The 26,180-nt window shown below is 62.9% G+C and carries 24 protein-coding genes; 17 read left to right on the top strand and 7 right to left on the bottom strand.

The window, feature by feature from the left end:
- Positions 1-60 precede the first annotated feature (60 nt).
- Positions 61-1,518, bottom strand: coding sequence for an NAD-dependent succinate-semialdehyde dehydrogenase (locus NE850_RS12970; RefSeq protein WP_007178584.1), 1,458 nt, complete (start codon positions 1,516-1,518; stop codon positions 61-63).
- Between the two features lie 183 nt (positions 1,519-1,701).
- Here NE850_RS12970 and NE850_RS12965 point away from each other — a divergent pair, with 183 nt between their 5' ends.
- Positions 1,702-3,111 (top strand): aminotransferase, encoded by a 1,410-nt coding sequence (locus NE850_RS12965; RefSeq protein ID WP_007178583.1) that lies wholly within the window; start codon positions 1,702-1,704, stop codon positions 3,109-3,111.
- Between the two features lie 103 nt (positions 3,112-3,214).
- Here NE850_RS12965 and gcvPB read toward each other — a convergent pair whose 3' ends face one another.
- The gene (gcvPB, locus tag NE850_RS12960) at positions 3,215-4,768 is read right to left on the bottom strand and encodes an aminomethyl-transferring glycine dehydrogenase subunit GcvPB (protein WP_310698836.1); all 1,554 of its coding nucleotides are present in this window, start codon (positions 4,766-4,768) and stop codon (positions 3,215-3,217) included.
- On the bottom strand, positions 4,758-6,167 hold the full coding sequence (gene gcvPA, locus NE850_RS12955; RefSeq protein ID WP_007178581.1) for an aminomethyl-transferring glycine dehydrogenase subunit GcvPA: 1,410 nt from the start codon (positions 6,165-6,167) through the stop codon (positions 4,758-4,760). Before gcvPA ends, gcvPB begins: the two co-directional genes overlap by 11 nt.
- A gap of 102 nt (positions 6,168-6,269) precedes the next feature.
- On the opposite strand from gcvPA, the gene NE850_RS12950 reads away from it, so the two are divergent.
- Complete coding sequence (locus NE850_RS12950; protein ID WP_310698835.1) at positions 6,270-7,394, top strand: NAD(+)/NADH kinase; 1,125 nt, start codon at positions 6,270-6,272, stop codon at positions 7,392-7,394.
- A 20-nt stretch (positions 7,395-7,414) separates the two neighbouring features.
- The gene (locus NE850_RS12945) at positions 7,415-8,341 is read left to right on the top strand and encodes a 3-hydroxyacyl-CoA dehydrogenase (RefSeq protein WP_007178579.1); all 927 of its coding nucleotides are present in this window, start codon (positions 7,415-7,417) and stop codon (positions 8,339-8,341) included.
- Between the two features lie 289 nt (positions 8,342-8,630).
- On the opposite strand, the gene NE850_RS12940 is transcribed toward NE850_RS12945, so the two are convergent.
- The 3 genes from NE850_RS12940 to NE850_RS12930 all read right to left on the bottom strand — a co-directional run bounded on the left by NE850_RS12940 (position 8,631) and on the right by NE850_RS12930 (position 11,278).
- On the bottom strand, positions 8,631-8,990 hold the full coding sequence (locus tag NE850_RS12940) for a DUF3564 domain-containing protein (protein ID WP_007178578.1): 360 nt from the start codon (positions 8,988-8,990) through the stop codon (positions 8,631-8,633).
- 197 nt (positions 8,991-9,187) lie between these two features.
- Complete coding sequence (locus NE850_RS12935; RefSeq protein WP_310698834.1) at positions 9,188-10,891, bottom strand: acid phosphatase; 1,704 nt, start codon at positions 10,889-10,891, stop codon at positions 9,188-9,190.
- Between the two features lie 99 nt (positions 10,892-10,990).
- A complete protein-coding gene (locus NE850_RS12930) occupies positions 10,991-11,278 on the bottom strand; it encodes a hypothetical protein (protein ID WP_007178576.1) in 288 nt (95 codons plus the stop codon).
- Positions 11,279-11,595: 317 nt separating this feature from the next.
- Between NE850_RS12930 and NE850_RS12925 the strand changes: the two genes are divergently transcribed.
- Positions 11,596-12,570 (top strand): IclR family transcriptional regulator, encoded by a 975-nt coding sequence (locus NE850_RS12925; protein WP_007178575.1) that lies wholly within the window; start codon positions 11,596-11,598, stop codon positions 12,568-12,570.
- Between the two features lie 103 nt (positions 12,571-12,673).
- On the opposite strand, the gene NE850_RS12920 is transcribed toward NE850_RS12925, so the two are convergent.
- Entirely contained in the window at positions 12,674-13,747 is a 1,074-nt protein-coding gene (locus NE850_RS12920; protein ID WP_310698833.1) for a porin, read from the bottom strand.
- A 440-nt stretch (positions 13,748-14,187) separates the two neighbouring features.
- Between NE850_RS12920 and NE850_RS12915 the strand changes: the two genes are divergently transcribed.
- The 13 genes from NE850_RS12915 to NE850_RS12855 are packed head-to-tail and all read left to right on the top strand — an operon-like array spanning position 14,188 to position 26,155.
- Positions 14,188-14,502, top strand: a complete 315-nt coding sequence (locus NE850_RS12915; RefSeq protein ID WP_006047381.1) for a non-heme iron oxygenase ferredoxin subunit — start codon at positions 14,188-14,190, stop codon at positions 14,500-14,502.
- A 1-nt stretch (position 14,503) separates the two neighbouring features.
- The gene (locus NE850_RS12910; RefSeq protein WP_310698832.1) at positions 14,504-14,815 is read left to right on the top strand and encodes a recombinase-like helix-turn-helix domain-containing protein; all 312 of its coding nucleotides are present in this window, start codon (positions 14,504-14,506) and stop codon (positions 14,813-14,815) included.
- A gap of 48 nt (positions 14,816-14,863) precedes the next feature.
- Positions 14,864-15,955, top strand: a complete 1,092-nt coding sequence (locus NE850_RS12905; RefSeq protein WP_007178571.1) for an aromatic ring-hydroxylating dioxygenase subunit alpha — start codon at positions 14,864-14,866, stop codon at positions 15,953-15,955.
- The gene (locus NE850_RS12900; RefSeq protein WP_007178570.1) at positions 15,948-16,715 is read left to right on the top strand and encodes an SDR family oxidoreductase; all 768 of its coding nucleotides are present in this window, start codon (positions 15,948-15,950) and stop codon (positions 16,713-16,715) included. The genes NE850_RS12905 and NE850_RS12900 overlap by 8 nt, the downstream gene beginning before the upstream one ends.
- 26 nt (positions 16,716-16,741) lie before the next feature.
- Positions 16,742-17,269 (top strand): cupin domain-containing protein, encoded by a 528-nt coding sequence (locus NE850_RS12895; protein ID WP_007178569.1) that lies wholly within the window; start codon positions 16,742-16,744, stop codon positions 17,267-17,269.
- A 46-nt stretch (positions 17,270-17,315) separates the two neighbouring features.
- Entirely contained in the window at positions 17,316-18,206 is an 891-nt protein-coding gene (locus NE850_RS12890) for an alpha/beta fold hydrolase (protein WP_165189558.1), read from the top strand.
- Entirely contained in the window at positions 18,207-19,091 is an 885-nt protein-coding gene (locus tag NE850_RS12885; protein ID WP_007178567.1) for an IclR family transcriptional regulator, read from the top strand.
- On the top strand, positions 19,091-19,900 hold the full coding sequence (locus tag NE850_RS12880) for an SDR family oxidoreductase (protein ID WP_007178566.1): 810 nt from the start codon (positions 19,091-19,093) through the stop codon (positions 19,898-19,900). The genes NE850_RS12885 and NE850_RS12880 overlap by 1 nt, the downstream gene beginning before the upstream one ends.
- Positions 19,893-21,551 carry a thiamine pyrophosphate-binding protein gene (locus tag NE850_RS12875; protein WP_035516860.1) on the top strand — a complete coding sequence of 553 codons (1,659 nt, stop codon included), beginning with the start codon at positions 19,893-19,895 and terminating at the stop codon, positions 21,549-21,551. Before NE850_RS12880 ends, NE850_RS12875 begins: the two co-directional genes overlap by 8 nt.
- The gene (locus tag NE850_RS12870; RefSeq protein ID WP_007178564.1) at positions 21,544-22,374 is read left to right on the top strand and encodes an aspartate dehydrogenase; all 831 of its coding nucleotides are present in this window, start codon (positions 21,544-21,546) and stop codon (positions 22,372-22,374) included. The genes NE850_RS12875 and NE850_RS12870 overlap by 8 nt, the downstream gene beginning before the upstream one ends.
- A 40-nt stretch (positions 22,375-22,414) precedes the next feature.
- Complete coding sequence (locus tag NE850_RS12865; protein WP_007178563.1) at positions 22,415-23,905, top strand: aldehyde dehydrogenase; 1,491 nt, start codon at positions 22,415-22,417, stop codon at positions 23,903-23,905.
- 26 nt (positions 23,906-23,931) lie between these two features.
- On the top strand, positions 23,932-24,897 hold the full coding sequence (locus tag NE850_RS12860; RefSeq protein ID WP_007178562.1) for a VOC family protein: 966 nt from the start codon (positions 23,932-23,934) through the stop codon (positions 24,895-24,897).
- Positions 24,890-26,155: an NAD(P)/FAD-dependent oxidoreductase gene (locus tag NE850_RS12855; protein WP_007178561.1), complete on the top strand. Its 1,266-nt coding sequence runs from the start codon at positions 24,890-24,892 to the stop codon at positions 26,153-26,155. The genes NE850_RS12860 and NE850_RS12855 overlap by 8 nt, the downstream gene beginning before the upstream one ends.
- Positions 26,156-26,180: the final 25 nt, after the last annotated feature.

The following is a 26,180-nucleotide window of genomic DNA, read 5'->3' as shown; positions in this document are numbered from 1 at the left end:
TCCCCTTTAAGTAGTTGCAGTGGGCGCATGGCGCACAAAATCTGCATTACGTAAAGTTTATCAGCAGACTTCCGCAATGCACACATATTTGAGTTCAGTAAATTCCTCGATGCCGTGCTTTGATCCTTCGCGACCTACGCCAGATGCCTTGACTCCGCCGAATGGGGCGCCCTCGAAGGAAGTCGCGCCCGTGTTGACGCCCACAATCCCGCATTCCAGCGCTTCGCTGACGCGCCACACGCGCGCATTGTCGCGAGTAAAAAAATAAGCGGCGAGGCCGAATTCCGTGTTGTTGGCAGCCGTTACTGCTTCCGCTTCTGTTTCGAAGCGGAAGATCGGCGCAACTGGGCCAAACGTCTCCTCGATCGCGACTTTCATCGATTGGGTCACGCCGGTGAGCACGGTTGGTTCGTAGAACGAGCGGCCCAGGGCGTGCCGCTTGCCGCCCGCCGCGATCGTCGCGCCTTGAGCGAGCGCGTCCGCAACGTGTTCTTCGACCTTTGCGACCGCGTCGTCGTCAATCAGTGGACCCTGGGTGACGTCCGCGTCGAAGCCGTCGCCAACCTTGAGCGCGTTCACCGCGCGCGTCAACGCTTCGACGAACCGGTCGTGAATGCCGCCCTGCACATAGATCCGATTCGCGCACACGCAGGTCTGACCCATATTGCGGAATTTGGACGCGATCGTGCCGGCTACGGCGACATCGATATCCGCGTCGTCGAAAACGATCAGCGGTGCGTTACCGCCCAGTTCCATCGCCACCTTTTTGATCGTGCCCGACGCCTTCTGCATCAGCGAACGGCCGACTTCGGTCGAGCCGGTAAACGTGAGCTTGCGTACGAGCGGATGGGTTGCGAGTTCGTCGCCGACTTCCGATGCCGCGCCCGTCAGCACGCTGAACACGCCAGCGGGCAGCCCGGCACGATGCGCGAGTTCGGCCAGTGCGAGCGCTGAAAAAGGCGTTGCGCTGGCAGGCTTGAGCACCATTGTGCAGCCGGCGGCGAGTGCTGGGGCAGCTTTGCGCGGGATCATCGCCATCGGGAAATTCCACGGTGTGATGGCGGCGCACACGCCGATCGGCTGCCGTAGCACGAGCATGCGGCGGCCTGCCGTCGGAGCCTGGAGTACCTCGCCGTGCAGGCGCTTGGCATCTTCCGCGTACCACTCGAAAAACGCCGCGCCATAGAGAATCTCGCCGCGTGCCTCGGCGAACGGTTTGCCCTGCTCGGCGGTGAGAATCCGGGCGAGATCGTCGACATGCGCCACGATCAGCTCGTACCAACGTTTGATGATTTGCGAACGTTCTGCCGCAGGGCGCGCACTCCACGCGGGGAGCGCTATGTGGGCTTTCCTGATTGCGTCCGCCGTCATTGCGCGGCTCGCTTTCGGCGCTTTGCCGACCACTGCGCCGGTCGACGGGTTGATGACTTCGATAAACCCGTTGCCTGTCTGCTCGATCCATTCGCCATTCAGATACAGCGCTTGCTTGAGCAGGCTCGGATCGTTGAGTTTCAGCATCGTTGAAATTTCCTTGGTTGGGCGTGAACGTTTTTTTCCATTCGTTGATTTATGTTCTCATATCGCCCAAAATGACGCAATGCGCACAAATTTATTTAAATAAATTTGCAGTGAATCGACGCGATGCGATTCCCTGTCTGCTGTTTTTCGGCTGTTAAGCAGCTTCCCTACCTGGAGATAGTCATGAGTTTTCCCGTGGCGGACCACGCGCCCGACCTCAACAATCTGGACCGGCAATTCTTTTTTCATCCGTTTACAGCGCTGGGCGATCACGAGCGCAATGGACCGCTCGTGATGGTGTCCGGCGAGGGCGTGTGGTTGGAGGACAACCACGGGAAGCGCTACATCGATTCGATGGCGGGTTTGTGGTGCGTGAACATCGGCTATGGACGCCGCGAGATTGCGGACGCGATTCACGCGCAGGCGATGAAGCTGCCTTACTATCACACGTTCGCTTCGATGTCGACGGAGGCACCGATTCTGCTGGCGCAGAAGCTGATCGAAATGTCGCCGGTGCCCATGTCGAAGGTGTTCTTCGGCAATTCCGGGTCGGACGCGAACGATACGCAGGTGAAGCTGGTCTGGTATTACAACAATGCACGCGGCCTGCCGCTGAAGAAGAAAATCATCGCACGGCGGCGCGGCTATCACGGAGTGACGGTGGTGACGGCCGGCATGACCGGCTTGCCGGGACTGCATGGCGGATTCGATTTGCCGCTCCCGTTCATCAAGCACACGACGGCGCCGCATCGGCTCTGGGAGGCCGAGCCCGGCCAGAGCGACGCTGAATTCGTGGCAAAGCTCGCCAACGACCTGGAACAACTGATTCTGGCGGAGGGTCCGGAAACGGTCGGCGCAATGATCATGGAGCCGGTGATGGGTGCGGGCGGTGTAATTGTGCCACCGGAAGGCTACTACCCGGCGATCCAGAAAGTGCTCGACAAATACGACGTGCTGCTGATCGCCGACGAAGTGATTTGCGGCTTTGGCCGGCTCGGCACCATGTTCGGTACGGAGGCAATGGGCATGAAGCCGGATCTCATTACGGTGGCCAAGGGCGTGACGTCGGCCTATGTGCCGTTGTCGGCGTGCCTGGTTTCGGAGAAGGTGTGGCGCGCGATTGTGGCGGGCAGCGACAAGCTCGGCGTGTTCGGTCATGGCTTTACGTATAGCGGTCACCCGATCGCGGCGGCTGCGGCACTCGCCAACCTGAAGGTCATCGAAGACGAACAACTGGTCGCGCAGGCGGGCTCGCGCGGCAAGATCATGCATCAGTATCTGCGCGCGGCTTTCGCCGACCATCCTGCGGTGGGCGACGTGCGTGGTTTCGGTCTGATTGGCGCGGTGGAATTCGTCGCTGCACGCAACCCGGCCAGGCGTTTCGACCCAGCCTTGAAGGTGGGCGTTCGGGTGGCCAAGGCGGCGCTCGCGAGCGGGCTGATTACGCGTGGCTTGCCCGACGGCGATTCCATTGCCTTCTCGCCGCCGTTTGTCATCTCAGAAGAGGAGATTGCCGAGATGGTGCAACGTGCGCGCAAGGCGGTCGACCAGGTATTCGGTGAATTGAAGGCCGAAGGGCATTGGCAGGGCTGATCTGCGTACGGTCCGCAAACCATTGATTGGTGTGCGGACCGTTAGCCAGCTTCGCCGGTCAACGAGGACGCGTGGCGACGCTCCCTGAACTATGAAGCGCCGGTCACGGCGTGGCCCGTTTTTTCAGATGCGCGCGCCACGTCATCGCCCAGCGTGACGGGTCTTCCAGTGGTCCGCCGTCGATCCGTCCCGCCGGATGATTGTGCGGCGCGCTGCGGACGATATCCGGCGTGGTGTAAGCCTCGTGGCAGATCTGTTCAAGTACTGCGATCCACGTGTCGATATCCTCTTTCGACCACATCTCGCCTGCTTCCGGCGTAAAGGGCTGCGGCACGATCCACGGTTCGTGCGCGAGCCAGAATGCGTCTATGCCGAAATCGACCATCCGGTTCTGCACGTCGAACACCGTCACGCCCGTTTCCCGTTCGAGGGTTTCCAGGCTAAAGCGCGTCATCTCCATCCGCCATGCGTCGACGTGTGGATGCGAGCAGGTCACGCCGCGAATTTGCGTGAGTTTCTGCGTCATGTAGTTGTTCGCAAGAACCGAGATATCCGCTGCCGCCGCAATGCCTTGCGCGCCCATTGTGCGTACCCACGCGTAAGCCTTGATGACCGTTTGCATGTTGCCGAAGAATTCACGCACGCGGCCAATGCTCATGTCCGAGCCGGGCTCCAGCCGGTACGCACCGTCGTGCTCGACGACGAGCGGCCCCGGCAAATACGGCGCAAGCGCGTTGCTGCAGCCATATGCGCCGACTGCGGGGCCGCCGCCCCCTTTCGGGCCGCCGAAGGTCTTGTGCAGCATGAACATGCATGCGTCGAATCCGAGTTCCCGCGCACGAAGGCGACTCATCACCCCGTTGAAGTTGGCGTGATCGTAGAAGCACAAGCCGCCTGCTTCGTGCACGATCCGCACCCACTCCTTGATGTTCGGGTTATAGATGCCCATGTCGTCCGGATTGTTGACCATCAATGCGGCCGTGCGGCTCGAGACGACCGATTTCAACGCCTCGACCGACGGATAGCCGTTCTCCTCCAGCGTCAGCGTGATCACCTTGAAGCCCGCCGTGGCGGCAGTCGCGGGATTGCACGGATGCGACTGTATCGTAGTGATGATTTCGTCGCGCGTTTCCAGTTCGCCGCGCGCCGCATGGTAGGCGCGCGTCACGCATGCGTGTGTGTATGCCGCGTCCGCGCCGCCAGCGGGCTGGAACGTGAAGCTGTCCATGCCGGACAGCTCGCGCAGCGCGAGGTCGAGCGAATGGATGATGTGCAGCGCACCTTGCAGCGTATCGGGATGTTGGCGCGGATGTAATTCGGCGACTTCATCGCGCGACGTAATGGCTTCGTTCAGGCGCGCGTTGTATTTCATTGTGCAGGTGCCGAACAACGAGATGCCCATCATGCCGAGCGTCTGCTGCGACAGATGCAGATAATGGCGCAGCACGTCGGGCTCGGACATTTCGGGCAACGCCGGACGCTTCACGCGGCGCAGCGCGGCGGGAATCAGCTGGTCGGACGGGCCGACGGATGCGGTAACTCTGGGATCGGGTTCGGGAAACAGCACGCCGCGGCGGCCTTTGCACGACATTTCCATTACGATCGGTTCGTCCCAGACAGCGGCGTGATAGCGGCGCAGGGCCGGTTTAGTCGTCATGATTCAGGATCTCGCCAAGGGTGTCGAAGAGCCGGTCGATGTCGCGCCGCTCATGGAGCTCGGTGACGCAATAAAGCGCGCGCTGGCCGAATGCCGGAAACTCCGCGGACAGATCGTGGCCGCCAAAAATTCCGCGTGCGCGTAGCGCCTGATTGATCGATGCGACGCTGCGGCCCGTTGCGGAAAAATCGACGACGAATTCCTTGAAGAAGCTGCCTGATAGCGGCACCGTCACACCAGGAAGCGCGGCGAGCCGTTGCGCTGCATAGCGGGCCTGCGCAGTGATGAGCCGGCCTGCGTCCTCGAAGCCTTGCGGACCCATCAGTGACAGGTAGACCGCGTTAGCAATGGCCCAAAGGTAGACCGAGTTGCCGGTCCAGTCCTTGCCGTTCTCCCGCGATCCATACGAAGACTGCTCGGCGAGCGACAGGCCGAAGCCGATTTCGCCCGCGCGACTGGTGCTGGTCATGCTGACGAGCAGCGTCGGATATTCGCGCGCATAGCGTTCTTCGTCCCGGGTCGCGATGAAGCCGCCCAGACCGCCGCCGCCATACATGTGTACACCGAGCGGCTGGGTTGTGCCGACCACGATGTCCGCGCCATAAGACGGGGGCGGCGCGAGCACGCCGAGCGAAATCGGGTCCACGCCGACGATCATTTCCGCGCCCACAGCGTGTGCCAACGTGGCGAGCCGTTCGGCATCTTCTTCGAGGATGCCGAAGTAATTCGGCATTTCGATGTACACCGCCGCCGTGTCCCCGTCGATTTGCGCGGCGGCCTGCGCCAGATCGATGCGACCGCTCGCGGGATCGGTCTGCATCGACACGATCGACAGATGCTGCGCCATCCCAGACGGCTCGCAATAATTGCGAATCACGAGCAGACGTTCGGGATCGAGCACTTCCGGCACGAGCACCTTGCGCCGGCCGTTGAGGCGCGAGGCCATGCGCAATGCGTGGCCGGCCGCGCAACCCCATGTATAGACGGGCAGGCCGACCAGATCGCAATCGACCAGTTCGCCAAGCTGGCTGCAGAACTCGAACCATGCCTGATAGCGCCCCTGGTCAGACGAAGGCGTCCCCCAAACGGAGGTCAGAAATTCACTGCGTCGCGCGATTTCGTCGCAAATGGCAGGGACGTGATGACGCCAGCAGCCGCCGCCGAGAAAACTCAGTTCGCTTTCGCAATGACGGTTCTGACTGAGCGTGTCGATCAGATACCTTCTGAGTGCGGCTTCCGACGGGAGCGCGGGCGGCAGATCGAGGGGTGCCTTCGTCAGATGATCAGCGGGAATCTGCTCGAACAATTCCGCAACGGTCTTTGCGCCGATTGCGTCCAGCATCTCCTGCTGGATCGCAGTGACGGAATTGGCCATGAAGGGATGCGGCTGACTTCGCATGCGGTACTCCGGTGATGCACGCCTGATTTAAGTTGCGCACATTTGTTTGTATGGCGCACAATATAACCATATAAATTTGTTGTCGCAAGGTTGGATGCGAACGTGTCGATCTGCATTGGGATAGTCATCAATCCGCTTGCCGGCGTGGGCGGCGCGGTCGGACTCAAAGGAAGCGATGGGCCGCAGACCGTTGCCGAGGCACGCGCGCGGCAAGCCTGCTTCGCGGCGGGTACGCGTGCGTTGCCCGCATTGCTGCGACTGCGGGCGGCAGCGGATACGGCGTGTTTCCGTGTGGTCACTGCGGCGGGCGCGATGGGCAAGGACGCCTGCCGGCTTGCAGGACTCGATGCACGAGTTGTGGCGTGGCCCGCTGGTTCGCCGAGTTCTTCGGCGGATACGGCGGCGGCGTGCCGCGCGTTCATTGCTGCCGGAGCCGATCTGATCCTGTTCGCGGGCGGTGATGGCACGGCGCGCGATGTCGCCGCCAGTGTCGGGACATCTTTTCCGATGATCGGCATTCCGTGTGGCGTGAAGATGTATTCGGGCGTATTCGCCATGACATCGGCGCGCGCCGGGGAAGTGGCGGTCCAGTGCGCGCTTGGACAATTCGACGTGCATCCCGTCGAATTGCTCGATATCGACGAAGCGCAATTGCGCGCCGACCGTGCGTCATCGCGGCTGCACGGACATGTGCTGGCACCGGTAGACCGCACGCGGATGCAGGCGAGCAAGGCGCAGTTACCCGAAAGCGGTCTTGCGGATATCGAGGCGGCATGCCGTCAACTGGCGGCGGAATTTGCACCAGACACGCTGTATATCGTTGGTCCCGGCACGACGATGGCGACGCTTTGCGAATGCGCTGGCGTGCGCGGCACGATGCTGGGTGTCGATGCGATCGTCAATGGCAGGATCGTGGCCGCCGATGCGTCGGAAGCCACGCTGTTGACGCTGCTGGACAGATGGCCGTCCGCGTCGATCGTAATGGGAGTGATCGGACGCCAGGGATGCCTGTTCGGCCGCGGCAATCAGCCGATCAGCGCGCGCGTGCTGGCGCGCGTACCGCGCCAACGCATCGAAACGGTGGCGAGCGTTCACAAACTGCTGTCGCTTGTGGACGGCCGCCTGTTCGTGGATACCGGTGACGCCGACATGGACCGTGCGCTTGCCGGGCCGTTGCGGATTCGCACGGGGGCTAATCGCAGCATGGTGATGCGGTTGACCTGCTGAAAACTCGAATGGGAGAAGTGATGAAGAAGGTCGCGATCATCGGCGGGGGCAGCATTGGTGTTGCGTTTTGTATCGTGTTTGCCCGAGCCGGCTTTGCAGTGCATCTTTACGAACCGGCGCAAGAGCGGCGAAACGCCGTGAAACCCGAGGTGCTGACGCGCCTTGCCGATCTCGCCGAGTTTGGGCTACTCGCCGAACCAGCGGAGTCGATGCTGGCTCGCATTACGGTATTCGATGACCTGGCCGAGGCGATAAGTGAGGTTGTGCTCGTGCAGGAATGCGCGCCGGAGCGTGTCGATCTGAAACGCGAACTATTCGCGCAAATCGACCTGCATGCGCCTGCTACCGCAGTGTTGGCGAGTTCTTCGTCGGCATTGACCACGTCTTCTTTCGCCGGTGCTTTGCCGGGGCGCGCGCGCTGCCTGGTTGCGCATCCAGGCAATCCGCCTTATCTGATCCCGGTAGTCGAGATCGTGCCGGCACCCTTTACAGACGACGCGACGATCAGCCGCGCTACGGAGTTCTACGAATCGGCGGGGATGAGCACGGTCCGTGTGACGGGGGAGATCGAGGGGTTCATTTTCAACCGGCTGCAAGGCGCGGTGTTACGCGAAGCATATTGCCTGGTGCGGGACGGTGTGGCTTCGGTTGCGGATATCGACACGGTGATACGCGACGGCGTCGGCCTGCGCTGGTCGGTAACAGGGCCGTTCGAGACCGTTGATCTCAACACGCGCGGCGGGATCGCGTCGCATGCGCAGAAGATGGGGCCTGCGTACGAACGAATGGGCGCATCGCGTGGCCAGCATGATCCATGGACACCCGATCTCGTGACACTCGTGGCGGCCCAGCGGCGCGCTGCCTTGCCACTCGACGATTGGGATGCACGGGTTCGGTGGCGTGATCGCCAGTTGATGGGCTTGATCCGGAATCGCAGGAAAGCGTGACGATTGTACGTAAGCCTTTGAGATCCGGGGTGAGGCCGTCGATTCGCCCGGAGGCAGCCGCTCGCCGGAAGAGTCAGGTTTTCCACTAGCGGATTCGCACAAAAAAATGGGCCGCTTTGCAGCGACCCTAATGCGTGGATTGCCAACTCTACGTGCGCAAACTTAAGGCGGCCTTAAATTCGCGCGCGAGAACTTCTTTGATGTAGTGAGCGAACGCGCGTGCGAAATTGCCGCACGCGAGTCTCTCGCGCGCGGCAATTTCGACCGACAAGAAATGAGGTGCTGAAACCTAATTGCCGAACACGCTGTTTTCGGCGCGGACCGTTTGACGGTCCACTGCTTGTAGACGCCAGAAGCCGCTGGTCGGCGCGCGCGTCGGCAGGGCCGTCCATGCCGCGGCGCCTTGCGCGGCGCTCACGCGCTGTTTGCGGTCCACGTGTAAGCCGCGCAACGTGCACAGCGGTGCGTCCGTGCTCGGCGCACAAAGCGTCGTCACGCCGTTGTCGTCGTGCAGTTCGCCCCACGGCGGCAGATCGATCCCCTGGTGCGCCTCTCTCGACCACCGATGCTCTTCGGTATCGAGCCATAAGACAGCGTAGTCGTGGCTGACGGTGGGATCCGAACCGTTGATGAGGATGGTCAGTCGCATGGCAGTTCCGTACAGATTGCGAAGTCGTGCTTTATCAGTCTATGCCGCAACGCGTGTTATTCAAGGCAAAAGGTATGACGGTCGGGCACGAAAAAATGGACGCAACCGCGCAGCGCATTTGCGCGTGACGAGTACAGTAACCGCTGATGGATACCGATACGCCTGCGGCCACACCGCAGGCGTACGAACCTCGACTCTCAAGCCAGATCCAGGCTCGCTGTCAAATCTCCCAACGGCGCGAGCCCATTGCTCGCGAATGCGCGATCGCGTGCCACCACGCCCTTGAGCGGCGCGAGGCCATGCACCCGGCTGATCAATCGAAGAATCGAATTGGTGTCGTACACGGTGTGGTCGACATAACCCTTCTTCGCCAACGGCGAAACGACCAATGCAGGAATCCGCGAGCCCGGACCCCAGCGGTCGCCTCTTGGCGGCGAGACCGGATCCCACCAGCCGCCGTTCTCGTCGACGGTCACGATCACGACCGTATTCGCCCACTGCGGGCCGCGTTGAATATGTTCGATCACCGTCGCGATATGACGGTCGCCCGATTCGACGTCCGCATAGCCCGCATGCATGTTCAGATCGCCTTGCGGCTTGTAGAACGTGACCGTGGGCAAACGACCCGCATCGATATCCGCGATCAGACGGTTGGTCGACGCGTCGTTGCCGAGGCCGCCGTCGCGTAGATACCTGCGCCGCGCCGCCGTGCCCGGCGCGTAATTGGCGAAGTAGTTGAACGGCTGGTGGTGATACTGGAAGTCGGGCACGGCACCGGTATCCTGATGCTCCAACGCGTACTGCCATGCGCCGCTGTACCACGCCCAATCGACACCTTTGTCCGTCAGGCGGTCGCCGATCGTCGCGTAATTCTGCGGCGGCAGCACGCGGGGATTCGACAGGTCAGCGAAGGCCGGATTGCCGCCCTCGGCCGGACGCACGTTGCTCGGCTGATAAGGCGGTGCCATCGTGTTGACGGCATAGCCGTCGGCGGTGAACGCGCCGTCGTTGACGAACTTCGGCGGACCGTCGAGCGCGGAGGCGGGCGAGTCTTCCGCCTGCTTCAGCCGTGTGCCGGTCGGATCGTCGCCTTCAACCACCGACACCATCTTCTTTGCCGGGCTGTTCTGAATGTCGGGATAGAACGGTGCCTGCGCCGAAATCAGAAAGATGTGGTTCAGCCACGAGCCGCCAAAAGCCGCCATGAAAAAGTTGTCGCACAGCGTGTACTGCTGCGCGAGATTCCACAGGCGCAGTGTGTCGGCGGAGTTGCGGTAGTGGCCCATCACCAGGCCGCCGGAATCGCCCCACGCGGCGAACTGGTTGTTGCGGCCGGCGTTGATCTGCATCTGGTTCTGATAGAAGCGGTGCACGAGATCGCGCGTGATCACGCCGGTCGGCAGCGGCGCACCCTGCGCGTCGGCGATATGGAACGGGCCGTTGCGCAGATTGACGATGTCTTTCTGGCCGATCATGTAGCGCTTGCCGTCCACTTCCTGCGCTTGCGGCACGAGGCCGCCCCAAATGGCCGGCAAGCGCGGCAGCGGCGTCTTGCCGTCGCGGTCGAGTTGCAGATAGCGCTCGGCGCTCACGGCATCGAGCGGATTTTGGACGCCCGGGAAGTTGCCGTACAGGTTGGCGAAGCTGCGGTTCTCCGCATAGATCACCACGATGTGCCTGACCTGATCGCGGAGCGCGGCGTCGAGGCGTAGGTCGGCGGCGCTGCGCGGCGCGCCGTCGCTGAACAGGTTCTGGTCGGTTTTGCAGCCGGTGAGCGCCAGTCCGAGACCGACCGCCGCGAGGCCGGTGAGAACCCGGCGGCGGTCGGGATCGTCCGGCGCGTCAGGGGTGTTGTCGGCGTTGGTGGCGCTCGGCGGCAGGTTGGAGTCGTGATCGGTCATCGCTAGGTTTCGACGTGGCTGTGACGGGCGCTCAGGCTCCGCTCGGAGCCGCCTATGCGCGGCACCGGTTGCGGATTCGAAGCGGGCGGAAAGTACAGGCTAAGGCAGCCGGCGCTTTACGCGCCAACTGTTATGCGTCGCGTCGACGGCAAGCAGAAGCCAATGCCGGGTGTCGACGGGGTGACGCTTTTGCGTGGCATAGCGGTCCACCATCAATTCGAGTTCGTCGAGCGTTCGTCGATGGCAAGTGGCGTTGGCGCCGGAACCGTCGGCGAATTCGACGACGGCCGCGGCCGCCCGTGCCTGCTCCGGCAAGTATGCGATGCGCACCGCGCAGCCCGGATAAAGGTGCGAGTCGGCAACCTGAATCTGAATGGAATCGGACATGGGTGTGGCCTCCGAACGCCTGAGCGGAGCGAATGCGCGGCCGCAGCGAGGCTTGGCGCAATGGACCGCTTCAAAGCATAGCACCGCGTGAAACGGTGGCGGTGCGGCGAAAGGCATGGTTAACCACGACCCGGCACACGACCCGGCACACGACCTCGGGCACGTTCCGCCATACCGGCGAGCGCTCCACGAGTGTAGAGGATCGGACGGCTCGCGGCGGGGCGTGTCGGAAGAAATAACGACGACAGTGAAGGTGCCCGGCGGCACGCGCTATCATGCTGATCTGACCTTGATGAACAGCAGAAATGGCAGCCAAGATGGCAAAAGAAGAGCAGACAGGAGCGGGACGCAAGCACGCAAAGCCACGCGGTGCGGCAGCCGCGATTTCGCAGGACGACGCGGCGTTGCCGAGCCGGCTGGATGGCGCCGAGTCCCCGGATTCCACCGACGAAGAAAGCGCCGGCGGATCGACTTATCTCGTGCCGGGCCTGGAACGGGGTCTGCGTATTCTGGCGGAATTCAGCGCGCGCGAGCCGGTGCTCGGTGCGCCCGAATTGTCCAAGCGTATCGGCATTCCGCGCACCACCACGTTCCGTTTATTACAGACGCTCGAAGCGCTCGGCTTTCTGGAGCGCGTCAACGGCGACCGTTATTTTCGCCTGAGCGTCGCGGTGTTGAGGCTTGGCTTCGAATATCTGAGTTCGCTCGAACTGACCGATGTCGGCACGCCGATTCTCGAACGCCTGCGCGATGCCACGGGATTGAGCACGCATCTGCTGATTCGCGATCAGCGCGACGTGGTGTTCGTCGCCAAGGCGCAAACCCATGCACCGATGTTCAGTTCGGTGAAGGTCCACGTCGGCACGCGTTTGCCGGCACATGCGACGGTGCACGGCCAGGTGTTGATGGGCGATCTCAGCTTCGAGGAATTGCGCCAGTTATATCCCGAGCCGCAACTCGAACGTTTCACCGAACGCACGCCGGCCACCGTGGAAGAGCTGTATGGGAGAGTGCGCGAAAGCGCGACGCTCGGCTATGCGCTGAGCGAAGCGTCGTTCGAGCGGGGTATTTCGGTAGTGAGCGCACCGGTGCGCGACCAGAGCGGCAAGATCGCGGCCGCCTTGACGGTCACGATCCCACGTTCGGATATCGGCGAAGCCGAAGAGCGCGAGCCGCTCATCATTGCGGTTTGCCAGGCGGCGCTCGAATTGTCCGAGCGGCTCAGCTATCGGCCGCGTGCGGACGATCCGACCGCGATTCAGGCCCGCCGCAAGCCGGTGGCGGCGAGCTGATTCCGCTTTCGCCCCTGTTTCCGCTTCCGCATTCGCTTGGGCGCTAGTCCGGCTGCATTCGCCAGCCGGACCGCCTGCTTCACATCACAGCATCGTCAGCACATCAGAACGAGTGATGGATGCCGGTCAGGATGATCGTCTGGTTCCGGCCGCTCGACACACCTGCCGTAAAGAACGCCGCATCCGTGTTCGAACCCGCGCGCTCGTACAGTGCATTCACGTAGAGTTGCGTCGACTTCGACAGCGCGTAGATGTCGCCGATCTCGAACTGCGTCCAGCGATGCCCCGCCAACGTCGTCGTCGCGGCACCGCCGGCGACGCTGTTGAACGGCGTGAACTGATAATTCGCGCCGACGTCGTAGCTCTGATACGTGTCCGAGTGCCCGGCCGACTCCAGCTTCACGCGCGTGTACAGACCGTGCATCAGCAGCTTGCCGAACTGGTATGACGCGCCCGCGCCCATGTTTTCGACCTTGCTCGCGGTGTAAGCCGCCGCTGCCACGCCCTGGAAGTTGGTGATGCCCGTGGTGACGATCGACGGCGTGCGGTCGTGCTCATTCGCATACGTCGCGCCGGCCTTGAACGGACCGTTCGCATAGCTAAGCGCAAAGCTCAGTGTCTTGCCGGTGGAGAAGTTGGTCGTATTGCCGAGACCCATCATCGCGCCGACCTGAAAGCCGTTGAAACTCGCCGAGCGGAATTTCACCGAATTGTCGAACGGCACCACGCCCGTGTCGGCGAGTTCGTCGATATTGCCCGGGTGGAACGCGTACCAGCTGGCCGCCAGATAAGCCGTGCTCAGCGGACCCAGCACGTCGAAGCTGAACGGCGTCTGATGACCGAGCGTCAGCGTGCCGATCGTGTCGGAGCTCAAACCGACAAACGCCTGGCGGTTGAACAGCACGCCGGATTTCGCGAACGCGCCGGTGTTCGTATAGAAGCCGTTTTCCAACTGGAAGACCGTCTTCAGGCCGCCGCCCAGATCTTCCACGCCCTTCAGGCCCCAGCGGTCAGGCTGCATGTTGCCCTGTTCTTCCATCCACTTCGAATGGCCACCTACATTGCTGACATACGCGACACCGGCATCCAGGCTGCCGTATAGCGTCACACTGCTCTGCGCCCATGCGCCTGTCGTTGCGCAGATTGCCGTCAAGCCGGCCGCAATGATGTGCTTCACCGTTGGTTCTCCTGATCACACGACGGATAGCTTTCGCCAGATTCGTCGTCCCTGATCCTTGCTTTGGGTTGAATGCAGTTCTGGGTTTATGCGCCAAAACTGCTACGCTTTATGTTCCACCTATGGGCGTTTGTATCGCCTATGGAAAATTATAGTGAGTCTAGAAGTGGTCAAAATAAATTTTCGGACCCCGTACAAACCCGCATGAGGGCTGTCGGTTTCGTCTGAAAATACGGCTCAAAGCCAAGCGCTGTAAGGCTTGGCGCGCACAGGCGCCGGTCTCGCCGGTTCGCGCGGCGATGTATTTTGGCCGCCACACTCGGTGTTTTCCCCTACCCGTCCAGATTTTTATTTTTTCTCGCCGAAGCCGCTCCTATAATTATCCATACACGAACTGATGTTCCGTATATGGAACATAGGGCTTCAGGAGAAGGCGAGAAATGACTGAACAATGGCGCTGCGCCGGCCATGCCGGCGACCTGTCCGATGACGCGCCGCTCGAGTTCAAACTCGACGGCACGGAGATCGGCATCTACAAGGTGGGCGATGCGCTGTATGCGCTGGAAAACGTCTGCCCCCATGCGTACGCGTTGCTGACGCAAGGCTTTATCGACGGCGACACCGTCGAGTGCCCGCTGCACGAAGCCGTGTTCCATATCCCGACCGGCAAATGCCTGAAAGAGCCGGGTGGCCGCGACCTGAAGACGTATTCGGTACGTCTCGCCGGCGAAGAAATCCAGATCAAGGTGGAATGACATGCGAGAGCAAACCGTGAACTTCAATCCCTTCCTGAAGTCGTGGCTCGCGCCGCAGCCGAACAACATCGCCGGCAAGGGCGTGATCGAGAAGCCGGGCGAAAGCGAGAACTTCATCTGGCAAACGCGCAAGGCCGAGCCGACCCAATACGAAAACGATTTCGGCGACGCGCTCGAAAAAGTGTTCGAAGCGGGCGCAACGGAGTTGCAGGAAGTGGTCGACGGTTTGAACCGCGTCGGCTTCCGCACTCCGGAAGGCAATACGTGGGACGCCGAGCGCCTCGCCGCCGAATTCCGCCTGCTCGCCGAATAAGCGCGCTTTCCCGAACACGTTCATCGCATCCGCATCCGGAGTCTTTTCATGACGTCCCCCAATACAACGCAAGGCGCGGCCGACCCGATCCAGTCCTATCTGAACAAAGGTCTGCGCAACTACTGGTATCCCGTTGCGCCGAGCTGGCAAGTCGGCGACGCGCCGGTCGGCATCACGCGGCTGGGCGACCAGATCGTGCTGTGGCGCGACAAGGAAGGCAAAGTCCGCGCGCTCGAAGATCGCTGCCCGCACCGCGGCGCGCGTCTGTCGCTCGGCTGGAACCTCGGCGGCAGCGTCGCGTGCTGGTATCACGGCATTGAAGTCGACGGCGGTGGCACGGTTACCAAGGTGCCTGCTGTATCGAACTGCCCGTTGGAAGGCCAGAAGTGCGTGAAGTCGTATCCGGTCGAAGAGCATGCCGGCGCGATTTTTCTGTGGTTCGGCGACGACGCGCATAAAGAACCCGCGCCGCTCGTGCTGCCGGAAGAACTGGTCGGCGAGGAATACGCGAGCTTCCTGTGCATGTCGCACTGGAAGTGCAATTACCAGTACGCGATCGACAACGTGATGGACCCGATGCACGGTGCGTATCTGCACGCGACCTCGCATTCAATGGCCGAAGGCGACAAGCAGGCCGACATGCGCGTGCGCAAGACCGAAACCGGACTGATGTTCGAAAAGATCGGCCAGCGCGATGTGAATTTCGACTGGGTGGAACTCGGCGAAACCGGTTGCCTGTGGATGCGTCTCGCGATTCCGTACAAGAAGAAGTTCGGGCCGGGCGGCAACTTCGGGATCATCGGCTTCGCCGTTCCCGTCGACGAAGACAACTGCCAGGTCTATTTCTGGCGTACCCGCAAGGTGCAAGGCTGGCAGCGCGACGCATGGCGTTTCATGTATCGCAACCGTCTGGAAGGTCTGCATTGGGCCGTGCTGGAGCAAGACCGCTACGTGCTGGAAAGCATGGCGCCGAATGCTCGCGATCACGAGTTTCTGTATCAGCACGACGTCGGCATGACGCGCGTGCGCCGCATGTTGCGTCAGCGTGCGCAGCAGCACTTCGCCGATCTGGACGCGCATCGCGCTCAAGTGGCCAGCGCCACGCCGGCAGCGGCAGAAGCAGGTCACAGCCATGCATAACGACGCGCCCGCAGCGCTCAACGGACGTCGCGTCCTGGTGACGGGCGGCGCGCGCGGTCTCGGCGCGGCATTCGTCCGCTCGCTGGTGCAAGCCGGCGCGCGCGTGGTGTTCGGCGACGTGCTGCATGAAGAAGGTGAAGCGCTAGCAGCGTCGCTCGCCGAACAAGGTCATGCGGTCACTTACGTGCCGCTCGATCTTGCCGACCCCGCAAGCATCAAGCAATTCGCTGAGCAGGGCGCGGCGCAACTCGGCGGCATTGACGCACTGATCAACAACGCGGCCATCACCAACTCAGGCGGTAAGTTCGCCGACGAGTTGTCCGTCGAGACTTGGGACGCCGTGATGAACGTCAACGTGCGCGGTACCTGGTTGATGAGCACCGCAGCGCTGCCGTATCTGCGCGACTCGGGCCGCGGCAGCATCGTCAACATTGCCTCGGACACGGCGATGTGGGGTGCGCCGAAGCTGCTCGCTTACGTCGCCAGCAAGGGCGCGGTGATCTCGATGACCCGCTCGCTGGCGCGTGAATTCGGCGCGCATCAGGTGACGGTCAATGCGATCGCGCCGGGACTGACCGAAGTCGAGGCGACCGCGTATGTGCCCGCCGAGCGTCATCAGTATTACCTGCAAGGCCGCGCGCTCACGCGCGCACAAGTGCCCGACGACGTCACCGGGCCGGTGCTGTTCCTGTTGTCCGATGCCGCTCGCTTCGTGACCGGCCAACTGCTGCCGGTCAACGGCGGCTTCGTGATGAATTGATCTTGTCGAATCGAAAGGAGAAAGAGATGGCGGACGCCGATATCGAACGCAAATCGTGGGAACAACCCGCGGACGCGAGCTTTGCCCAATGGCTGGACAGCCGCGTCGCGCGCCTGGAAACGCGTCGCTATGACTGGGATGCACTGAAGTTCCAGGCCGACTACGACCCGAAGTATCGCCGCGCGCAAATGCGCTATGTCGGCACGGGCGGCACGGGCGTCGCGAAAGACGTGAACACGGTGCCCGCAGGCGGCTTCACGTTCTCGACGATGGTGATCCCGGCCGGCAACATCGGCCCGAGCCATATTCATATGGATGTCGAAGAAATTTTCTTCGTGCTGCGCGGCAAGATGAAAGTGATCTGCGAGAAAGACGGCGAAACGTGGGAAGCCGTGCTCGGCGAGCGCGATCTGATCTCGGTGCCGCCGGGCGTGTATCGCACGGAAATCAACATTGGTGAAGAAGACGCGTTGATGTGCGTGATGCTCGGTTCGCCGAAGCCGATTACGCCGACGTATCCGCCGGATTCGCCGTTGGCCAGCCTCAAGCGCTAAGCCTTCAAACGCTACCGCAGTTTCAAAAACACCCGCGAAGGAAATCATGTCCGCTGTTCCATCCGTTACCGCAGATCCACACGCCACGCTCGAAGCGCGCCTTGCGCGTTTCCCGGCGCAGCAGATCTGGCTGGCGTCGCAACGCGCGGTGAGCTATCGCGAAGTGGATAGCGCCGACAGCGGCGCGCTGCCGCTCGTGTTGCTGCACGGTATCGGTTCGGGCGCGGCGTCGTGGGTGCAGCAGTTCGAAGTGCTTGGCGCGACGCGCCGCGTGCTGGCATGGGATGCGCCGGGTTATGGCGCCTCCACGCCGGTCGCGGCCGACTCGCCAACTGCGGCTGACTACGCGAACGTGCTGAAGGAATGGCTCGACGCGCTCGGCATCGAACGATGCGTGCTGCTTGGGCATTCGCTCGGCGCGATCATAGCCGGCGCGTTTGCCGTGATGCATCCGCAGCGCGTGGCCGGGTTGCTGCTGTTGTCGCCGGCTGGCGGTTACGGCGCGGCGTCGGCGGAGGTACGCAACACGAAGCGCGATCAGCGTCTCGCGATGCTGAACGAACTCGGCCCGCAAGGTCTCGCCGAACAACGCAGCACCAATATGTTGTCCGCTCATGCAAGCGACGAAGCTCGCGCATGGGTGCGCTGGAACATGGCGCGCGTGATCCCGCACGGTTATGCGCAGGCCACGCATCTGCTCGCCAACGCCGATCTGGCGAGTGACCTCGCGCGCCACCAGGGCCGCATCAACGTGGCCGTCGGTGCCGACGACACCATTACCACGCCCGAAGCCTGCGAGCGTATCGCGCTGGCCGCGGGCACCAAGTTGCAGGTCGTGCCTCGCGCGGGGCACGCCGGCTATATCGAAGCACCCGCCGCGTACACCGCGATCATCGACACGTTCTGTCGCACGAGCGACGGACAACGGAGCCAATGAATGACGCCCGACACCATTAACGCCGAGCGCGACGCGGACGACGACCGCAACGACACCAATGGCGACACTGCCTACCGGGTGCCGGGTCTCGAACGCGGTTTGAAGATTCTCACGGAGTTCTCGCCACGCGAGCCGGTTCTCGGCGCACCGGAATTATCGAAACGCCTGAAGATTCCTCGCACGACGGTGTTCCGTCTGCTGCAAACCCTGGAATCGCTCGGCTTTCTCGAGCGTGCCGACAAGGACCGCAACTATCGCCTCGGCGTTGCGGTACTGCGGCTCGGCTTCGAATATCTGAGCTCGCTCGAACTGACCGACCTCGGCTTGCCGGTCATCGAAGCGCTGCGTACGGAAACGGGCCTCACCAGCCATATCGTGATCCGCGATGGACGCGACGTCGTGTTCGTCGCCAAGGCGCAAAGCCATACGCCGATTTTCAGCTCGGTGAAGGTGAATGTAGGCACGCGTCTGCCGGCTCACGCCACCACGCACGGCCAGGTCCTGATGGGCGACCTGACGCTCGACGAGTTGAAAAAGCTCTATCCCGAGCCGGAACTCGAACGCTTCACGAAGCAGACGCCCACCACCGTCGACGACCTGTATGAACGGATTCGCGACGACGCACGGCGTGGTTTCGCGATCAGCGAGTCGTCGTTCGAGCGCGGCATTTCGGTGGTCAGCGCGCCGGTGCGCAACGACACGGGGCGCATCGTCGCCGTCATCACGACGACGATTCCGCGCCACGAGATCGACGCGTCGCTGCTCGATAGCGGCCTGATCGACAAGGTCCGCCGCGCCGCCGACGATCTTTCGCAGCGGCTCAACTATCGGCCGAAGGGTGGGCCGAATGCGGGCAGCAAATACATGAAGGCATTGGGGCTCTGATGATCCAAATCGACTTGACCGGGCAGGTAGCGGTGGTGACGGGCGGCTCGTCCGGCATCGGCCTCGCCACTGCCGAACTGTTTCTGCGGGCCGGCGCCTCGGTCGCGATCTGCGGCCGCGACACCGAACGTCTCGCGCAGGCGGAAGCCGCGCTGAAGGCGCAGTTCCCGCAGGCGCAACTGCTTGCGCGCCGCTGCGACGTGCTCGACGCCGACGACGTAAAAGCTTTCGCGGAAGCCGTGCAGAGCCGCTTTGGCCGCGCCGACATGCTGATCAACAACGCCGGCCAGGGCCGCGTGTCGACTTTCGCCGACACCACCGACGAAGCCTGGCGCGAAGAACTCGACCTGAAGTACTTCAGCGTGATTCGCCCGACCCGCGCGTTTCTGCCGATGCTGCGAGACGTTGCCGCATCGAACAGTAACGCCGCGATTGTCTGCGTGAACTCGCTGCTCGCACTGCAACCCGAGCCGCACATGGTGGCGACTTCGTCGGCGCGTGCCGGTGTGCAGAACCTGCTCAAGTCGCTCGCGGTGGAACTTGCGCCGCAGCGCATCCGCGTCAATTCGATTCTGATCGGCATTGTCGAATCGGGTCAATGGCGCCGCCGTTACGCGAAAGAAGCGCAGCCGGGTCAGAGCTGGGAGGACTGGACCGCCGAGCTGGCGCGCAAGAAAAACATTCCGCTAGGCCGCTTCGGTCGCCCCGAAGAAGCCGCTCAAGCGCTCTTTTATCTGGCTACGACGCTGTCGTCCTATACGACGGGCAGTCATATCGATGTTTCTGGAGGCGTTGCACGACATGTCTAATAAAACCACCGTTGGCGAACTGATCGCCGCCTTTCTCGAGCAATGCGGCGTTCAAACCGCATTCGGCGTGATCTCGATCCACAACATGCCGATCCTCGACGCGATCCACAACCGCGGCAAGATCCGCTATGTCGGCGCGCGCGGCGAAGCCGGCGCGGTGAACATGGCCGATGGCCTCGCACGTGTTTCCGGCGGCCTCGGCGTCGCGTTTACCAGCACGGGCACCGCTGCGGGCAATGCAGCGGGCGCGATGGTCGAAGCATTGACCGCGGGCACGGCGCTGCTGCATGTCACCGGCCAGATCGAAACCGAATACCTCGATCAGGATCTCGCATACATTCACGAAGCACCGGATCAGCTGTCGATGCTGTCGTCGATCTCGAAGGCCGCGTTTCGCGTGCGTTCGGTCGAAACCGCGCTGCCGACGATCCGCGAAGCCGTGCGCGTCGCGCAGACCGCACCGAGCGGCCCGGTGAGCGTCGAGATTCCCATCGACATTCAGGCTGCCGAAGTCGAATGGCCCGCCGATCTGGCCGCACCGCACATCACGACGCTCACCCATTGCAAGCAACGTGTCGCGCAACTCGCCGATTTGCTGGCCACGGCCAGGCGCCCGCTGTTGTGGCTGGGCGGTGGTACGCGCCATGCGACCAGGGCAGTTGAGCGTCTGGTGGCGCTGGGTTTTGGCGTCGTGACCAGCGTGCAAGGCCGTGGCGTGCTGCCGGAAGACCATCCGGCGACGCTCGGCGCGTTCAACGTGCACGCGGCGGTCGAGAGCTTCTACAAGACGTGCGATGCACTGGTGGTGGTTGGTTCGCGTTTGCGTGGCAATGAAACGCTGAAGTACAAGCTCGCGCTGCCGCAACCGCTGTATCGCATCGACGCCGACGCGCTCGCCGATAACCGCGGCTATCGCAACGAGATGTTCATTCACGGCGATGCATCGGCTGTGCTGGAAGAACTCGCGACGCTGCTCGAAGGACGCCTCAAGGTCGATCCGGCATTCGCGCAAGACCTCGCTGCCGCGCGCGAAAGCGCCGTCGCCGATGTGGGCAAAGGCCTCGGCCCGTACAAGCGTCTCGTCGACGCGCTGCAAGGGGCGGTGGGCCGCGACTACAACTGGGTGCGCGACGTCACGATCTCGAACAGCACGTGGGGCAACCGCATGCTGAAGATTTTCTCGCCGCGTGCTGGCGTTCATGCGCTCGGCGGCGGTATCGGCCAGGGCATGCAGATGGGCATCGGCGCGGCGCTTGCGGGCAGCGCGGCGAAAACCGTGTGCCTCGTCGGCGACGGCGGCTTGATGGTCAACGTCGGCGAACTCGCCACGGCCGTGCAGGAAAACGCCAACGTGATGATCGTGCTGATGAACGACCAGTGCTACGGCGTGATCCGCAACATTCAGGACGCGCAATACGGTGGCCGCCGTTGCTATGTCGATCTGCATCAGCCGGATTTCGCGCAGTTCTGCGAGAGCCTGAAACTCACGCACTACCGCATCAAATCGCTCGACCAGGCCGACGCGATCATTCGCGAAGGCATGGCGAAGACCGGGCCCGTGCTGGTCGAAGTGGACATGCTGTCGGTCGGCTCGTTCGCCACCGCGTTCGCGGGCCCGCCGGTCAAGGAACAGGAGCCGGAACATGCGTGATGCGGGTTACGCGGGGCATCACGCACCCGTCGACGTCGCGATGATCGGCTTCGGCGCGATCGGCCAGGCGGTGTACCGCTCGGTCGCTGCCGATCCGACGGTGCGCGTGTCGCACGTGATCGTGCCGGAGCGTCATATGGGGTCGGTGCGTGAAGTAGTGGGCGACTCGGTGGATGTCGTGGCCTCCGTGTCCGCCTTGAGCAGTCAGCCGCATTTCGCGCTGGAATGCGCGGGACATAGCGCATTGGTCGATCACGTGGTGCCGTTGCTGAAGGCCGGCACGGACTGCGCGGTTGCTTCCATCGGCGCGCTCTCCGACATGATGCTGCTCGACGCACTGTCCGCCGCCGCCGATGAAGGCGACGCCACGCTGACGCTGCTCTCGGGCGCAATCGGCGGCGTGGACGCGCTGGCCGCGGCCAAGCTCGGCGGTCTCGACGAAGTGCTGTACACCGGCCGCAAACCGCCCACGGGTTGGCTCGGCACGCCGGCGGAACAGGTCTGCGATCTGAACACGCTGAACGAAGAGAAGGTGATCTTCGAAGGCAGCGCGCGCGAAGCGGCGCGCCTCTACCCGAAGAACGCCAACGTGGCCGCGACGATCGCGCTGGCCGGCCTCGGTCTGGACCACACCACGGTTCGACTGATCGCCGATCCGAACGTGACGCGCAACGTGCACCGCGTCGTGGCGCGCGGCGCGTTCGGCGAGATGTCGCTGGAAATGTGCGGCAAACCGCTGCCGGACAATCCCAAGACGTCTGCGCTGACCGCCTACAGCGCGATGCGTGCGCTACGCAATCGCGCGGCGCGCTGTGTGATCTAAGCCATCAGTTGAATAGCTGAAGCAAACCGGAACGACCGACATGACTCACTTCGATACCAGCCTCGTGCCCACCGGCGATATTTTCATCGGCGGCGAATGGCGGCAAGGGCGTGGCAACCCGTACAAAAGCCTGTATCCGGCGGATCAGTCGGTCAACATGGAAATCTCGACGGCCAATGCCGACGACGCCCGCGACGCCGTGGAAGCCGCCGACATCGCATGGCGCCGCGCGGACTGGTCGGGGCTGAAGCCGCATCAACGCGCGCTGATTCTGTACCGCATCGCCGATCTGATCATGGCGCGCCATGAAGCGCTCGCGCAATTGCAGCGTCGCGACAATGGCAAGCCGATCGGCGAAACGCGCGTACTGGTGGCGAGCGCCGCGAATACGTTCCGTTATTTCGCGGCCTGCCTCGAAACGCTCGACGAAGAAGTCACGCCCTCGCGCGGCGACTATCTGACCATGAGCATCTATGAGCCGATCGGCGTGATCGCCGCGATTACGCCGTGGAACTCGCCGATTGCTTCGGACGCGCAAAAGCTCGCGCCGGCACTCGCGGGCGGCAACGCCGTGGTGCTGAAGCCGGCTGAAGTGACGCCGCTGGTCTCGCTGGCATTGGCGCGCATCTGCGAAGAGGCTGGCGTGCCGAAGGGCGTTCTAAGTGTGTTGCCTGGAAAAGGCTCGGTGATCGGTGACGTGCTGGTGCGTCATCCGCTGGTGAAGAAGGTGTCGTTCACGGGCGGCACCGAAGTGGGCCGCGGCATTGCGCGCATCGCGGCGGACAAGTTGATGCCGGTGTCTTTGGAACTCGGCGGCAAGTCGCCGACCGTCGTATTCGACGACGCCGATCTCGATCACGCGGTCAACGGCGTGCTGTACGGCATTTTCAGTTCGTCGGGCGAAGCGTGCATTGCGGGTTCACGCCTGTTCGTGCAGCGCTCCATTTACGACACCTTCATGAAGCGTCTCGCGGACGGCGCGCGCAAGCTGCGCGTGGGCGACCCGTCGCGTTCCGAAACACAGATGGGTCCGCTGATCACGGCGGCGCATCGCGAAACCGTCGAGCGTTATGTCGCGCTCGGTCTGGAAGAGGGCGGCCGTCTGCTGTGCGGCGGCGAGCGCCCCGTCGGCGACGGCCGCGAAGCAGGCACGTATTTTCAGCCGACGATTCTCGAAGGCCTGACCAACAACGCCCGCATCTGCCAGGAAGAAATCTTCGGCCCAGTGCTGGTGGCTATGCCGTTCGACGACGAAGCCTCGTTGCTGAAAGAAGCGAACAACAGCGTATTCGGCCTCGCTGCCGGCATCTGGACGCGCGACTACAAGCGCGCCTACCGGATTGCCCGCGCACTCGAAGCCGGCACCATCTGGATCAACACCTACAAACTGTTCTCGATCTCGACACCGTTCAGCGGCTGGAAAGAGAGCGGCATGGGACGCGAGAAAGGCCGGCTCGGCATCCGCGAATACATGCAACAGAAGAGCCTCTACTGGGGCTTGAACGACGCGCCGCTGGCGTGGGCGAACTAATACGCAGGATACGCAAGAGGCACGTTATGACGATTCTCGGCATTGAACAGATTATTTACGGCGTGACGGACCTCGCCGCCTGCCGCCGCTTTTTTGCGGACTGGGGCCTGAAGGAAGTCGCACACGACGAAACCCAGGCGCGCTTCGAAACGCTGAACGGCTGCACGGTTCTCGTCGTGAATGCAAACGATCCGTCGCTGCCGCCCGCGTTCGAAGAAGGCCCGACGCTGCGCGAAGTGACCTGGGGCGTGGCAACCAAAGCTGAACTCGACGAACTGCGCGGCCGCTTTGACGGCCAGCCGGGCCATTTCGAAACCGACGACGCCGTCGGCTGCATCGACCCGAACGGCATGGCGGTTCGTGTTGAAGTGACTCGCAAGCGTGCGCTCGACATTCACGGTTCGCCGTCGAACGTGTGGGGCCAGACGTTGCGCGTCGATCAGCCGTCGCCGATTTATGAGCGCGCCGAGCCGGTCGAAGTGGGCCACGTGGTGTTCTTCACGAACCGTCTCGCCGAACAGGAAAAGTTCTATCACGAACTGCTGGGCTTCGAAATGTCGGACCGTTATCCGGGCCGCGGCGCGTTCATGCGCTGCGCGCCGCACGGCGGGCACCACGACATTTTCCTGCTGGCGTTGCCGAACGGTAAGCGCGGCCTGAACCACGTAGCGTTCACCGTGCGCGATATCCATGAAGTGTTCGGCGGCGGCATGCATATCAGCCGCTGCGGCTGGGACACGCAGCTCGGGCCGGGGCGTCATCCGGTGTCGTCGGCTTACTTCTGGTATTTCCAGAATCCGGCTGGCGGCCTGATCGAGTACTACGCCGACGAAGACCAACTTACGCCCGAATGGCAGCCGCGCGATTTCGAACCGGGTCCGACCGTGTTCGCAGAATGGGCGATCGACGGCGGCATCGACGGCAATACGCGGCGCCAGAAAAATGCGAAGGCGCCCGAGGGCAAGTTCATGACGGAGCGGAAAAATGACTGACGCTGCCGCTGCAAAGGCGCAAGCCGCCCATGCCGGACTCGAAGCGCCGCGCACGATCGTCGTGATCGGCGGCGGTCAGGCGGCCGGCTGGGTCGTGAAAACCTTGCGCAAGGAAGGCTTCGACGGCCGCCTCGTGATGATCGCCGACGAAGTCCATCTGCCGTACGAACGCCCGCCGCTGTCGAAAGCGGTGCTGGCGGGCGAAGCGGATATCGACACCGTGCGGCTCGTCAAGCCCGACGACTTCGAAGCGCTGAACGTCGAGGCGTGGCAACCGGATTGCGCGACTTCGATCGATCGCGAACAGCGCATCGTGCGCACGCAATCGGGCCGCGAAGTGCAATACGACCGCCTGGTGATCGCGACCGGCGGCGCGGCGCGCAAGTTGCCGGAGTCGCTCGTGAAGACCTCGCACGTCGCCTACCTGCGCACGCTCGACGAAGCAGTCGCCTTGGGCGAGCGGCTGCGTGCCAGCAAACGCGTACTGGTGGTGGGCGGCGGCTGGATTGGCCTCGAAGTCGCGGCCACCGCGCGCAAGCTCGGCGTTGAAGCCACCGTGGTGGAAGGTGCGCCGCGTCTGTGCGCACGTTCGTTGCCGCCGATGGTGTCCGGCTTCCTGCTCGACCTGCATCGCGCGAATGGCGTGGACGTGCGGCTGAACGCCACGCTCGTGTCGCTCGAAGATCATCCGAACGACGCCACCCGCATGCGCGCCACATTCGCGGACGGCTCGACGCTCGACGCCGATTTTGCGGTGGCCGGTATCGGTCTCACGCCGCACACGGCGTTGGCGCAAGCCGCCGGCGTGAAGGTGGAAGACGGCATCGTGGTCGATCACTTCGGCGCCACCGACGACCCGCGTATTTTCGCGTGCGGCGACGTCGCCAATCATCCGAGCGCGTGGCTCAAGCGCCGCGTGCGGCTCGAATCGTGGGCCAACGCGCAAAACCAGGCGATTGCCGCCGCCAAGGCATTGCTCGGCATCTTCGAACCTTACGCGGATATTCCGTGGTTCTGGTCCGATCAGTACGACGTGAATCTGCAGATTCTCGGCGACATTCCGGGCGACGCGCAATTGGCTGTGCGCGGCGATTTGCCGGGCAAACGCGCCACGCTGTTTTATCTGGAAGACAGTGCGATTCGCGGCGTGATCGCGATCAACACACCGCGCGAACTGAAACTGTCGCGCAAATGGATGAACCAAGGCCGGACCATCGACCTTGCGACCCTAACCGACGCCACAACGGCGCTTGCCTAACCACACCTACGACGGACGGCACAAC

The sequence above is a fragment of the Paraburkholderia sp. USG1 genome (assembly GCF_031570135.1).
Taxonomy (GTDB): Bacteria; Pseudomonadota; Gammaproteobacteria; order Burkholderiales; family Burkholderiaceae; genus Paraburkholderia; species Paraburkholderia dioscoreae.
This window is presented reverse-complemented; position numbering and strand designations above follow the sequence as displayed.